The sequence below is a fragment of the Acinetobacter sp. ANC 5045 genome (assembly GCF_004331005.1).
GTDB lineage: Bacteria > Pseudomonadota > Gammaproteobacteria > Pseudomonadales > Moraxellaceae > Acinetobacter > Acinetobacter towneri.
The window spans coordinates 1-12,138 of record NZ_SJNS01000030.1; the positions used below are offsets into that span (position 1 = coordinate 1).

The window sequence follows — 12,138 nt, forward strand, 5'->3', positions numbered from 1 at the left end:
CAGAAAGCCAGAGAATAGTTTGGGCACGTTGTCTTTCACGCCAATGTTTTGCATGCTTGGCCAGAAAAATGAGTCGTTCTCGCTGTTCTAAACTAAGTGGTACAGAAACAATTCGAGGCATGTGTGAACATCTGTTAACTAAAAAAACTTTTTCGCATGATTAGTTATTTTTGTCAACTTATAAGTTCCAAAAATTGCTGCTTGAGAAAAAACTGAAGCTGAAAAAACAGCAGCAAACAAACTTCCCTTTATTAAATAATTCATATTAAACCATCAAAAAAAGCTATAAAAGATGAAAATTTCACCATCTTACAAACAATTATTTTTTGTTTCAATATGTATTTTATGTATATTTATTGAAACATATCAAGCTATAAAAAACACAAATTTTACACTAAAGCACAAAACTTACAAAAGAAATAAACAGACTTATAGATTTTTTATATTAAAAAACCACTATTCATTAGACAAACTTAATATTTAATAAAAGAGAATATAAATGCAATCAAACTGCCTATTTTGCAATTAAAAAACAGAAATCACATTCGTTAAAATTAAAAGTAGATTAAAAAATATACACCAAAACATTTAAACAAACCCACATCACAAAGATAATAAAGCAATCAATTATTATGTTCCTATATCTTCAACTTTGTAACTAAATAGATAAATTTAATGACATCATTTTTTCTAAATTTTAAATTTATTCTTTTATTTATCCTTTGTCTCACTTTTACCAAAGCAAAGTTGTCATCACAGTGGTTTTATGGGATAAGTACAGCTAAGAAATGTATATTTGCATGATTTGGCTGTAACTCGTTTACGTTTCCAAGTCGGTTTACAGTTCTGTTTGCCACCACCTCAGATTAAGGAGAATTGCTTAGGTGACTAAACAATATCTGACGCATCGCTGTCTCATAGCCCCGCCCGATATGAATGATGAGTTTTTTGCAAACACCGTCATCTATTTGGCACGTCATGATGAAGACGGTGCGCAAGGCATTATTATCAACCGTCCATCGGGTATCCAAATCAAAGAATTACTCAATGATTTAGATATAGACGCAGATAATGTGCATCCTCACGAAGTTCTACAAGGTGGTCCATTACGACCTGAGGCAGGTTTTGTTTTACACACAGGGCAGCCAACTTGGCATTCATCTATCGCTGTTGGTGAAAATGTCTGTATCACCACCTCTAAAGATATTTTAGATGCAATTGCCCACAATGAAGGCGTTGGACGCTACCAAATTGCCTTAGGCTATGCCAGCTGGGGCAAACAACAACTCGAACAGGAAATTGCTCGGGGCGATTGGCTGATTTGCGAATCCGACATGGACTTAATTTTTAATTTACCTTATGACGATCGTTGGGATGCCGCTTATCGTAAAATGGGCGTAGATCCAACATGGTTATCTTCAGAGATTGGTCATGCCTGAAACAACACAAACCCAAACTATCATGGCATTTGACTTCGGTACGCAAAAAATGGGCATGGCTGTGGGGCAGGCACTAATTGAAAGTGCGACCCCACTCGCCCTCTTCCCCATGAAAGATGGCATTCCACAATGGGAAAACTTGCTGAAAATCATCAAGCAACATCAGCCACAATTATTTCTAGTGGGCTTACCTTTAAATATGGATGATAGCGAGTCGGAACTGTCTACCCGTGCACGTAAGTTTGCCAGACGCTTACGCCATCAAAGCAATATCAACACCCTAATGGTCGATGAACGCCTAACCACACGTGAAGCACGTGATGAGCTTGATCATTATCAAGCCCAAGGGCGTGGCAAAAAGCTCGCAGCCGACAGTCTTGCCGCAGCACTATTGATTGAAAGCTGGTATCGTGAGCCTCACGGCATTCAGCCTTAAATCCTGTTTCTGAATAGATAACAACGACAAACGAAAGAATTGGGATATTGATCGTTAGAATGCCTAAGATCATCTTTAAAAAGTCTATTGGTCTGGCGATTTTTTGATATAAAGTGACACCATCCTTTTGGTGTGAATGGGTAAATCCGCATGGCACTGTCTAGCTTTGGCAAGATTCTCACAGTCTTAGACTTATTTTCAACCGCACGTCCTGTCATTAATGTAGATACCATTAGTGAGGAACTTGGTTTATCTAAGCCTACCAGTTACCGCTATTTAAAAGAGTTGGTTTCAGCAGAGTTGTTGCAGCGCATGAGTGGCACATCGGGAGATTACACCCTTGGGCCAAAAATTGCGGTATTGGATTTTATCTCTCGCACGACCGATCCATTGGTCACCATCAGTATTCCGTTTATGAAAAAAATTGTGGAACGTACTGAATTTTGCTGTTTGCTGACCCAACTCAATCAAGATTCCTGCATTGATGTGCATCACGAAATCTTTAAAGATACGCCTTTGCTGTCTTATGGTCGCGGCTGCCCACGTCCTGTTTATGTCGGCTCATCGCCAAAAATTATTATGGCACATCTGCCTAAAGCTAAAATTTTAGACTATTACCAACGTTTTTCTACCGAATTGGCACAAGTCAATTTTGCACAAGATGAAGATGACTTTTTGCAGCAAATGCGCAAAATCAAAAAACAAGGCTATTATTTTTCTAACGGCGAACTTGATGCAGAAATTGCAGGTTTATCTGTACCGATTCGTTTTTCATCGAAAGATGCGCCTTATGCCTTGACGCTGTTGGCCTCTAAAAACCGTTTTGAATTTGTCAATTTGCAAAAGCTGATTGAAATTTTGCAGGACAATGCAGAGCAAATTGAAAAACAGGTGGAAGTACTGAATACCAGTTTTAATATAGAGCTCACTTAAAGATTTAGGTTGTTGATACCTTAAAGCACTGAATTTAAATACAATTAAAATTTATTCCTGAATAAGGATTTAGAGTGCTAAATCAAGTTTTATTCAATAGCCGTGTGAAAATAGCGAAAGGTCAGATTAATTCTGGGTTGTATAGTTTTATTGGACTTCATTAAGGCATGTTTCCAATAGTGTTGTGTCGTGCCACGCATGACCAACAACTGACCGCTGTGCAACAGTAGCTCAACCTTGTTGGCGCGGTGTTTATGCTGAAAACAAAATTTACGGGTTGCCCCCAAACTCAAAGATGCAATGACAGCGTGTCTGCCTAAATTCGGCTCATCATCACTGTGCCAACCCAAGCCCTGCGTACCATCTTGATATAAATTGGCCAAACATGAATTAAAGGGATGCCCGACCCATTGTTCAATTTGCTGTTTCAATCGCCACAAAGCAGGCTGCCATAGCAGTGCCTGCTTAACTGCTCCCGAATAACGATATTGATACTGCTCATCGCCATACCATACCACTTGGCGCTGTGTCCGATAATACTGACCAAAGAGCAGACCTTCATCAGGCTGCCATGCCAAATGTTGCAGAAAATACTGCAAATAACGCTCACTATGCTCCGCACTCAGCACCAAACCATAGTCCTGCACAATGCCGTCATAAGGCAGTACGTTGTCACAACGCTCAGGTGCAAACAATTCTAGATTCATGGTCATTCCTATGCTGAATAGCTTATTGTTTAATCTAAAACAAGGATCAGGACTGCTCACAAAATGACACAGCTTTTTGGCTTGTGAGTCGTGAAGTTCATCCTTAGACTTAAAATCATCGTTCTTATAACAATAATAGCTTATGAATTTATGGCATTTATTTCAAAAATTGCGTCCCTTCGTTCGACCTTATCAGCTCTTGGTGATTGCTACCTTAGTTTTAACGCTCATCGGCTCATTAACAGCTCAAGTCAATGCACTAACTTTACAATACGCTGTTGACCGTATTAACGCCTTAATTGAGGCAGGACAAGGTCTGTCTGCAGGCTGGCACATTTTAATCACCATTTCAGCCATTTTGCTGGGTAAAGAAATCATCAATGCCTTTGTGCAGTTTGGACAGAAGTTTTATGGTGAAAAACTACGCATTTTTGTGTCACAAGATTTGGCACAGGGCATTATTGAGAAATTTTTGCGTTATCGACTGGCCTTTTTTAATCAGGACAACAACCAAGCAGGTAAATTACAAACACGTATAGATCGTGGCATTGGTTCGCTCACCCGCTTAGTGCAAATTTTCTTTATTGATATTTTGCCACTCTTTACCAGTGCAATTGTGGCTTTGGGCTTAATGTATTATGCCAATTTTTATGTGGGCTTGGTCGCGACACTCATTGTGCCTATTTATTTTTGGCTGACCTATCAGCAGGCACAAAAACTAGGAAGCTGGCGACGTAATTTACGTGATGGACGTGAGAAAAAAAGCCAAGGGATTCTCAGCATCATCAACTCAATTACCGTGATTAAATCATTTAACAGAGAAAGCATCGAAGCAGAAAAACAACTCACCCTGCAGAAAAAACTGACCCACAATCAAATGCAGACCCGCCAAACCAGTTTTTTATTTGATGGTTTAAAAAGCTTTATTGAACAAATTGGCGTGGTGCTGATTATTATTTTAACTGCTTATTTTGTGTTAGATAGACAAATGAGCATCGGCATGATCATGTATCACGTGTTGCTGTTTGGCAATGTTTCTGCCCCAATTCGCTCATTGCATCGTATTTATGATGAAGTCAATGATGCAATGATCTATTCAGAAAGCTTCTTTCAAATTTTGGAAGCCGAGCATGAAATTGAGCCAAGTGGTACGCTTAAACCAGTTATTCGAGGGCAGTTTGATCTGCAACAGGTAAACTTTTTTTATCCGAATGGACATCATGCACTCAAAGACATTCAAATGCAGATTCAGCCTAATAAAATTACCGCATTGGTGGGATTGTCGGGAGCAGGAAAATCTACCCTGATCAGTTTATTAGATAAATTCTATGAACCACAACAGGGAACAATTCAGCTCGATGGGATTGATATTAACCACATCGACACTCAATATTTGCGTGACCATATCGGCTTGGTTTTGCAAAAAAATCATATTTTCCAAGGCTCTATTTTTGAAAATATTCGTTATGGCAAAACTGATGCAAGCTTGGAAGATGTGATTCTGGCAGCCCAAAAAGCCTCTATTCACGAACAAATTTTGCAATTGCCTCAGGCTTATGACGCAGATGCCCTCATGCTTTCAGGCGGTCAACAACAACGGATTGCCCTTGCACGTATGTTCCTGAAAAATCCACCTATTATTTTTTTAGATGAACCGACTGCTAGTCTGGATGCCATTGCAACCGAACAAATCAAACAAAGCCTCGATAAAATTAAACAAGGGCGTACGGTCATCATCATTTCACATAGCTTATCGCAAATTATTGATGCCGATTACACCTATGTCATGAAAGATGGCAGGATTGCGGAACATGGCGAACATGATGCGCTTTATCATCAAAATGGGGTTTATAAAGAAATTTTTGATGCGATGGCAAAAAGTTTAAATATTGAAAAAATTGCCAAAACTTATGAGGATGATGCCGAGGAAGAAACCCATAGTTAATCAAAAAGTGCTTCAATCAGAAGCACTTTTTAATGAAGAATCACGATATTTAAGGTTGTTTCAAATATGGCCATGCCGCTTTTAAATAAATAAACATCGACCAAAGCGTTAGAATTACAGCAGTATAGAGCAACAAATAAGCCACCATTTCCAATGGTTGCCAGTTCAATAAGAACACTGAAATCGCAATCATTTGGAATGCTGTTTTATATTTCCCCACTGTAGACACCGCCACGCTGGTACGTGCGCCGAGTTCAGCCATCCACTCTCGTAAGGCAGATACGGTAATTTCACGGGAAATAATTACAATCGCGGCAAAAGCCATAGAAATAGTCGGTTGCCATTGCACTAAAACAATCAATGCCGCAGCGACCATAAGTTTATCGGCCACAGGGTCTAAAAAGCGCCCAAATGCAGAGGTCTGATTCAAAGTACGTGCCAAATAGCCATCAAACCAGTCGGTCACAGCAGCAATCACAAAAATAGACGTCAAAATAATATGACGCGTCATGCCACCATCATAACCATTTACGCCCATTGCAGGCGGCCAATACGCCACCAACAAAAAAACAGGAATCAAGGCGATTCGAGCCAAAGTTAATATATTTGGAATGTTCAGGATACGACCTGTTGTCATAGACACCGCCAATGTTTCCCCTCTTTACGCTGCATATTCACAAGTTTTTTGAGGATTTGTCATCGTGAATAGGCTTCACTTTATACGAAATGCTAGTAGGTGTCACTAGGCAAACACGGTGATGGTCTGTCGGGCAATCGCTATTAGCCGATCCTGATCATCCCATAAGTGCGCATATTCTGTGGCATAACCACCGCTAGCATGATCGGTAAAAACTTTATATTTCATCCAATCTTGCAGCTGATTTTGCAAAGGATTGACATAGGTCACATGCCAAGTCAGTGAACTGGCAGGAGCGAGCTGCTCAAACATCGGCAGTACTCCAGGCGGCCACATATCAAAAGCCACCATCAAATCGGCAATGGTCATGGCACGATTCGTATGCTGTTTTGGGTTAAAACGCATCCAGCCTGCAAAATCAGGTTTATGACTAGCAGTAAACGGATATTGTCCTTCAGACCAAACCAAATCCATCTGCTGAAAACATTCAGGTGCTAAAGGATGATGCTGTGTAACAGGCAATTCCGTTGCAGGTGGAAAATTGGGCGCAGTACGTTCTTGTTGCACTACAATGCTGGATTCACGTGCCGCACCAAAACTGGCAATTAAAATGCTTTGTACTGCATCATCCTGCCATAAACGAACTTCGACACTGGTCACAGATTTGCCTTCACGCAGAATTTCCACCGTGAGCCGTGCCCGACCTTGTTGCACAGGTCCGACAAACGTGACACTGCTGCTTAGCAAGCGCTTTTTCGGATCGGCAATACAAAGCTGGGCTTTTTGCATCATCAAACCTGCCACCAATCCACCATAAATAGTGCGCCCTTGTAACCACCCAAGCGGGATGTCTATCCATTCTTGCTCGGCAATGGCTTGATAGGTCTGTAGCAACGACATAGCTTTTCCTTAAACAATGTTGTGGTTGATATTACAGGGTTTCGATCTGATGTGAATGTTCAATGACGACAGAGTCAATGCACTTTTTTGCTATTTACCTTTGTAGAAAATACTGCTTTTTATGCAGTAAATAGGGTCTGTTGACAATTCGTCTATGTTTGCGACGTGAGAGATATATCTCGCAAGATTTTTAGCTAATATAAGGCATGAGGCAGGAAATTTAGTCATTCATGCAGCACTTTATAAATCGTACGCGCCATTACTTCACCCAGTCCGGGTACTAAAGTCAACTCTTTTTCAGAAGCTTTCAGGACACCTTGTATGCCACCAAAATGGGTGAGTAAATCACGACGACGTTTTGGCCCTAAGCCCGGAATCACTTCAAGTATTGATGAGCCACGTTTTTTATCGCGCTTGGCACGGTGCTTGGTAATTGCAAATCGGTGTGCTTCATCACGTACCTGCTGAATCAAATGCAGCGCCTTATGATCTTCAGGCAGCTGAATTTTGCTGCCATCGGTAAAATGTAGCGTTTCTAGACCAGGTTTGCGTCCTTCGCCTTTGGACACCCCAATCATAAAGGCATCCAATCCTAACTCCTGCATGACCTCCATCGCCATATTCAACTGCCCTTTACCGCCATCAATCAGCAATAAATCGGGCAGCATGGCTTTTTTATAACGGCGCGTTAAAGCTTGGCGCATGGCAGCATAGTCATCTCCAGCCTGAATATCCTGAATTGAAAATTGTCGATAATCACGTTTGCGAATACCACCACTGTCAAATACCACGCAAGATGCCACAGTGTCTTCGCCCATAGTGTGCGAAATATCAAAACATTCAATCCGATCAATCGGGCGTCCAACCACTTGCTCTAACTGATGAAAACGCTCATTTAATTCAAAGTGATTGGCGAGTTTACCTTTAATGGCATGCTGCACATTCATTTGTGCCAATTCTTGCCACTCGGCACGGGTTTCACGCACTTTATGTTTAATTTGAATTTTTTTATCGAAGTGTTGCTGTAAGGCTTGTTCCAACTCTTTGCAATCTGCCACTTCCACATTAACAATCAATTCCGCTGGAATTTCATCGGCCACCTGAAAGTAAAAGTTGGCAATAAAATCGGCCAACATTTGCCCCAAATCATCGCCCAACATATCAGGAAAATAGCTTTTACCGCCCAGCATTTTGCCATTGCGCACATGCATAATTTGCACACAGGTCACACCTGCCTGATAAGCAATTGCGATAATATCGGCTTCGCCTTTGAGTTTATAAATGGCTTGCTGTGCCTGCACATCACGCAACAAAGCCATACGGTCACGGTAAAAGACTGCTTTTTCAAATTCCAACGCTTCGGCTGCAGCTTCCATTTTAGCAATCAATTGCTGATTCAGTTCTTTACTATCGCCCTGTAAAAATCGAATCGAATTATTAACATCTTCTTTATATTCTTCGGGCGAAATCAATCCTACACACGGTGCCGAACAGCGTTTGATCTGATATTGCAAACACGGACGCTGCCGTTGAGCAAAATAACTGTTTTCACACTGCCGCACATTAAACAGTTTTTGTAACACCACCAAAGTATCGCGGGCATTGTACGCACTCGGATAAGGCCCAAAAAACTTGCCTATCTGATGCTTGCCTTTGCCGCGTCCACTGGCAATACGCGGATAAGGCTGATCTGCCGACACAAAAATATAAACATAGGACTTATCATCGCGCAGCATAATATTGTACGGTGGACGATGCAGCTTAATCAGATTTTGTTCAAGCAATAACGCTTCAGTTTCGGAACGCACCACCAAAGTTTCAATATCATAAATACGCGCCACTAAAGCCTGCGTTTTAGGATGCTCGATGGTTTTGACAAAATAACTCGACACTCGGTTTTTTAAATTTTTGGCTTTGCCGACATATAACAACTCCCCGTCTTTACCCAACATACGGTAAACCCCTGGCAATTGGGTCATATTTGCCAAAATTTTCTCGATATGCTCACCTGCGTTTGGGTTCACGAGTCATCCTATTCTTGCTACATTCTTTACATGATGTGCTGCTTTATCTGATTTTTTCAAGCTTTATCCTGTGGCATAGCGCATGATCTATCCACTAAAACGATCAGCTCAGTGCTAAAAACGATCAGTCGGCAACACAAGATTTGCTATGCTCAGGCATCTTGTCAGCAGAAGGAAAGTGCAGGATGACGACCGCACCACACGGCATACCGACCATTCAATCCGCAACGTCCCAGCCGATCAGTACACATCAGTATGTATCCGCCAAAGACCGTTTGATTGGCAAGCCGCGCTTTCATTTTGAACCTACACAAGTCATGCAATTGTTACGTCAACGGATTATTGGACAAGATGCAGCGCTGAATGAAATCGAAAAAATGCTGTATGTGGTCAAGGCCGATTTCTCCAGCACAGAGCGACCACTTTCAGTGACTTTAATGCTTGGCCCGACAGGTGTTGGCAAGACCGAAACGGTGCGCCTGATTGCCGAAGCCATTTATGGTCGCCCCGATGCCTTCTGCCGCATTGATATGAATACCTTGGCGCAGGAACACTATGCGGCTGCACTCACAGGCGCGCCTCCTGGCTATGTCGGCTCTAAAGAAGGCCATAGTTTATTTGATGAAACTGCGATTGCAGGTTCGCACACCCGCCCAGGCATTATGTTATTTGATGAACTGGAAAAAGCCTCAAGCGAAGTGATACGTGGCTTAATGAATGTGCTAGATACAGGCAAACTGACCCTGACTGCAGGCACCAAAACCATCGACTTTCGCAATTGCATGATTTTTATGACCAGCAATGTGGGTACTCAAGCCGCACAACAATACTTAGATAAATTGAATCTGTTGCCGCAAAAAGTACAACAACTGTGCTTAAAACGCATGCCCACACAACGGATCATTGAAAAAGTCATGCAGCGTAAATTTGACCCTGAATTTTTAAATCGGATTGACCGTAGTTTGCATTATCAAGCGGTATCTGCTGATGCCCTGCCGCAATTGGTTGAAATTGAATTGGAAAAGTTAAACCATCGCCTGCAGCATCAACAGCGCCAAGTCGAACTCACTGCAGCAGCTAAAGCCTATTTTTATCAGGGGCATGATATTCGTTACGGCGCGCGGCATTTGGGGCGTAAAATTCGTACTGAACTTGAACCCATTTTAGCTTTATATTTTTTAAAGTATCCTGAAAAATCGGAAATATGTGTAGATTGCAGTGCAAATCAATTGCACCTCAAAATAGAATAAGCCCGCGACTTATGCTGCGTGAATCTTGAGAATGCCACTCTGCTCATCCTCAAAGTTTTGATGCTTATTTTTTGCTTTAAAAGCCTAGGGTCTGTTGACAATTCGTCTATGTTTGCGACGATGCATATTTTTTAGCTGATAATAAGGCATGAGGCAGGAAATTTAGTCATTCTAAATGACTGACTCATAACGCAATAGCAGCAAAAAATATGCTCGTCCTGAAAGGCTGTGGCTAAAACTTTCTCAGATTGCGTTATGAAACTTGGCAATAGTCTCGCTATTCCCTGCGTTTCATGCCTGATCTGCTCAGTTTTAGCCTACAGCGCAAGCCATTTATGAAATATCAACAGACCCTATTTATTTTTGCAAATTTAGCAGCTTATTTTATCGTATAGCCTTGCCGTTGAGTTGAGCAATTTCATCATCTTCAGCTTATCTTTTATTTCAGCAAATTTGGCGGGTAATTAAATGAATTATCAATCTTTTTTCAGATTTTAAATTGAACCTGTATAGACTATATGCTATCAATAAAGTGTAAGGCACATAATCATAATTTCTGGAGTTACCCGCATGTCGTACCAAAATATTTTAGTCCCTGTAGATGGTTCACAAATTTCTTTTTCAGCGGTCAAACATGCAGCTGAAATTGCCAAAGTATTTAACAGCAAACTCACCTTAATTAGCCTTGTTGCGGAAAACCCATTTACCGATTCGGACTTTTACTATAACTATTCATCTGCCATTATGAAAGAATACTTTGTGCAAGCGACAGCCAATGCACAAAAAGCATTAAAAGAAGCAGATGAAATTGCGAAAGCAGTGGGTGTAAATGCAGAAACTCGCGTGGTTGAGGGTTTGGTATCTGCTGAAGGTGTAATCAAAACTGCGAAAGACTTAAATGCCGATGTGATTGTGATGGGTTCACATGGTCGTAAAGGTTTCCAAAAATTATTATTGGGTAGCTTTGCCACAGACGTATTACGCCATACAGAATTACCTGTGCTTGTAGTTAAAGCTTAATTACAAATTTAAGCCATATTTTCATCATAAATTTTTAATAAGGATTTGCCATGACAACTTATAAACACTTACTTGTTCCAGTAGATGAGTCACCTATGTCTTATGCTGCAGCCGAACAAGCACTTTCATTGGCAAAAGATCTAAATTGCCCTGTTACCATTATGAGTGTAATTGCAGTTGACCCTTTTGTAGGCGTAGACTTCTACAAAGTTGCACCTGCAATTACCGATTATTTCATGCAGGCTGAACAAAATGCACAAAATCGTTTGGCTGAAATTCAGCAATCGTTTAGCCGTGAAGGTATCTCGATAGATACCAAAATTATCCGCGGTGTTGCAGCTTCAGAAGGGATTGTGCAAATTGCCAATGAAATTGGTGCTGACCTGATTATTATGGGTTCGCATGGCCGTACTGGCGTGAAAAAGATGATGCTTGGTAGCGTTGCCCAAAACGTACTGACTCAGTCCCCTGTTCCTGTTTTGATTGTTAAGGTTTAATTCAATACTGACTGTGCTCTGTCACAGTAAAAGACAAAATAAAAAAATCCCGTTCGCCAATGAACGGGATTTTTCTGGATAAAACTTTTAAAATTTTTCTAAATTAACCCGAATTACGGATAAGAAAAGCCCTTGAAAAAAAGGTAGTTAGAGCCATTTAGAAAGTTACGACACAACCCAAAGGCTCTAACTACCATGTACGATTTTACAGAAATTTTTTGTATTGTTGATGATTTTTTCAAAAAATTTGAACCCATCTATTGGCAATTTCTCAAGCAAGAAAACAAACGTCAACGTATCAGACAAGCAACGCTATCTTTATCAGAAATTGTGGCTATCTCCATCTACTA

General features: G+C 40.9%; 11 protein-coding genes and 2 pseudogenes. 8 read left to right on the plus strand and 5 right to left on the minus strand.

What is annotated here, in order from left to right; genetic code table 11:
* Positions 1-121, minus strand: a pseudogene (locus E0H79_RS14540) (helix-turn-helix domain-containing protein); the annotation flags it as partial.
* Between the two features lie 763 nt (positions 122-884).
* Here E0H79_RS14540 and E0H79_RS14545 point away from each other — a divergent pair.
* The 3 genes from E0H79_RS14545 to E0H79_RS14555 all read left to right on the plus strand — a co-directional run bounded on the left by E0H79_RS14545 (position 885) and on the right by E0H79_RS14555 (position 2,808).
* Positions 885-1,439: a YqgE/AlgH family protein gene (locus E0H79_RS14545; protein ID WP_004975844.1), complete on the plus strand. Its 555-nt coding sequence runs from the start codon at positions 885-887 to the stop codon at positions 1,437-1,439.
* Positions 1,432-1,875 carry a Holliday junction resolvase RuvX gene (gene ruvX, locus E0H79_RS14550; RefSeq protein ID WP_131262012.1) on the plus strand — a complete coding sequence of 148 codons (444 nt, stop codon included), beginning with the start codon at positions 1,432-1,434 and terminating at the stop codon, positions 1,873-1,875. The genes E0H79_RS14545 and ruvX overlap by 8 nt, the downstream gene beginning before the upstream one ends.
* A gap of 150 nt (positions 1,876-2,025) precedes the next feature.
* A complete protein-coding gene (locus E0H79_RS14555; RefSeq protein ID WP_131262013.1) occupies positions 2,026-2,808 on the plus strand; it encodes an IclR family transcriptional regulator in 783 nt (260 codons plus the stop codon).
* An 89-nt stretch (positions 2,809-2,897) separates the two neighbouring features.
* Here the strand turns inward: E0H79_RS14555 and E0H79_RS14560 are convergent, their stop codons facing one another.
* Complete coding sequence (locus E0H79_RS14560; protein WP_131262014.1) at positions 2,898-3,515, minus strand: alpha-ketoglutarate-dependent dioxygenase AlkB family protein; 618 nt, start codon at positions 3,513-3,515, stop codon at positions 2,898-2,900.
* 142 nt (positions 3,516-3,657) lie between these two features.
* Here E0H79_RS14560 and E0H79_RS14565 point away from each other — a divergent pair, with 142 nt between their 5' ends.
* On the plus strand, positions 3,658-5,460 hold the full coding sequence (locus E0H79_RS14565) for an ABC transporter ATP-binding protein (protein ID WP_131262015.1): 1,803 nt from the start codon (positions 3,658-3,660) through the stop codon (positions 5,458-5,460).
* 49 nt (positions 5,461-5,509) lie between these two features.
* Here E0H79_RS14565 and pgsA read toward each other — a convergent pair whose 3' ends face one another.
* The 3 genes from pgsA to uvrC form a co-directional block, all read right to left on the minus strand.
* Positions 5,510-6,097, minus strand: coding sequence for a CDP-diacylglycerol--glycerol-3-phosphate 3-phosphatidyltransferase (gene pgsA / locus E0H79_RS14570; RefSeq protein WP_004975835.1), 588 nt, complete (start codon positions 6,095-6,097; stop codon positions 5,510-5,512).
* Between the two features lie 105 nt (positions 6,098-6,202).
* Positions 6,203-6,997, minus strand: coding sequence for a thioesterase family protein (locus tag E0H79_RS14575; RefSeq protein WP_131262016.1), 795 nt, complete (start codon positions 6,995-6,997; stop codon positions 6,203-6,205).
* 224 nt (positions 6,998-7,221) lie between these two features.
* Entirely contained in the window at positions 7,222-9,021 is a 1,800-nt protein-coding gene (gene uvrC, locus E0H79_RS14580; protein ID WP_004975832.1) for an excinuclease ABC subunit UvrC, read from the minus strand.
* Positions 9,022-9,206: 185 nt separating this feature from the next.
* Here uvrC and E0H79_RS14585 point away from each other — a divergent pair, with 185 nt between their 5' ends.
* The 4 genes and pseudogenes from E0H79_RS14585 to E0H79_RS14600 all read left to right on the plus strand — a co-directional run.
* The gene (locus tag E0H79_RS14585; protein ID WP_004975830.1) at positions 9,207-10,271 is read left to right on the plus strand and encodes an AAA family ATPase; all 1,065 of its coding nucleotides are present in this window, start codon (positions 9,207-9,209) and stop codon (positions 10,269-10,271) included.
* Between the two features lie 570 nt (positions 10,272-10,841).
* Positions 10,842-11,291, plus strand: coding sequence for a universal stress protein (locus E0H79_RS14590; RefSeq protein WP_131262017.1), 450 nt, complete (start codon positions 10,842-10,844; stop codon positions 11,289-11,291).
* 50 nt (positions 11,292-11,341) lie between these two features.
* Positions 11,342-11,788 (plus strand): universal stress protein, encoded by a 447-nt coding sequence (locus E0H79_RS14595; protein WP_131262018.1) that lies wholly within the window; start codon positions 11,342-11,344, stop codon positions 11,786-11,788.
* Positions 11,789-11,983: 195 nt separating this feature from the next.
* A pseudogene (locus E0H79_RS14600) lies at positions 11,984-12,138 on the plus strand (IS982 family transposase); the annotation flags it as partial.

Bases quoted from the DNA above. Each gene is read 5' to 3' on its own strand.
- E0H79_RS14595 (WP_131262018.1), top strand. From the start codon at position 11,342: ATGACAACTTATAAACACTTACTTGTTCCAGTAGATGAGTCACCTATG.
- E0H79_RS14555 (WP_131262013.1), top strand. From the start codon at position 2,026: ATGGCACTGTCTAGCTTTGGCAAGATTCTCACAGTCTTAGACTTATTT.
- pgsA (WP_004975835.1), bottom strand. From the start codon at position 6,097: ATGACAACAGGTCGTATCCTGAACATTCCAAATATATTAACTTTGGCT.
- ruvX (WP_131262012.1), top strand. From the start codon at position 1,432: ATGCCTGAAACAACACAAACCCAAACTATCATGGCATTTGACTTCGGT.
- E0H79_RS14560 (WP_131262014.1), bottom strand. From the start codon at position 3,515: ATGAATCTAGAATTGTTTGCACCTGAGCGTTGTGACAACGTACTGCCT.
- E0H79_RS14575 (WP_131262016.1), bottom strand. From the start codon at position 6,997: ATGTCGTTGCTACAGACCTATCAAGCCATTGCCGAGCAAGAATGGATA.
- E0H79_RS14590 (WP_131262017.1), top strand. From the start codon at position 10,842: ATGTCGTACCAAAATATTTTAGTCCCTGTAGATGGTTCACAAATTTCT.
- E0H79_RS14585 (WP_004975830.1), top strand. From the start codon at position 9,207: ATGACGACCGCACCACACGGCATACCGACCATTCAATCCGCAACGTCC.
- E0H79_RS14565 (WP_131262015.1), top strand. From the start codon at position 3,658: ATGAATTTATGGCATTTATTTCAAAAATTGCGTCCCTTCGTTCGACCT.